The organism is Vibrio sp. 03_296 (assembly GCF_002265885.1).
Genome location: NZ_NPKW01000168.1, coordinates 1 through 646, shown reverse-complemented (window position 1 = coordinate 646; position 646 = coordinate 1). Strand labels below are relative to the sequence as shown.

Annotated in this window: 1 pseudogene; it reads right to left on the bottom strand. The window is 50.6% G+C overall.

Features of this window, described 5'->3' with window-relative positions:
- Positions 1–113: 113 nt before the first annotated feature.
- A pseudogene (locus tag CIK04_RS32810) lies at positions 114–646 on the bottom strand (aminotransferase class I/II-fold pyridoxal phosphate-dependent enzyme); the annotation flags it as partial.

Sequence of the window (646 nt, the reverse complement as noted above, 5' to 3'; positions counted from 1 at the left end):
TGATTTCTAATTTAGCCTTAATAAGGTACTAGGTACTAGGTACTAGGTACTAGGTACTAGGTACTAGGTACTAGGTACTAGGTACTAGGTACTAGGTACTAGGTACTAGAATCCTAGATGATACCCATGTCTTTGCCCACTTCGATGAAGGCATCAATCGCGCGGTCTAGTTGCTCGCGTGAGTGCGCTGCAGACATTTGCGTACGAATACGCGCTTGGCCTTTTGGCACTACAGGGAAAGAGAAACCAATGACGTAGATGCCTTTTGCAAGCGCACGCTCAGCAAACTCTGCGGCCACTTTGGCATCGCCTAGCATGATTGGAATAATGGCGTGTATCGGCACCACCCATGGTGAAGCCAGCCGCTTCCATACGGGTGCGGAAGTGCGCTGCGTTTCCACTAGGCGTCACGTAGATCGCCACTTTCTTGTAGCAAATCCAATACGCGAATTGAGGCTGCAACAATCGCTGGTGCCACTGAGTTTGAGAATAGGTATGGACGAGAACGCTGACGTAGCCAGTCGATCACTTCTGCTTTTGCGGATGTGTAACCGCCTGATGCGACCACCCATTGCTTTACCAAGTGTGCCAGTGATGATGTCGATGCGATCCATCACGTTATGGTACTCGTGCGTACCAGGCGCCG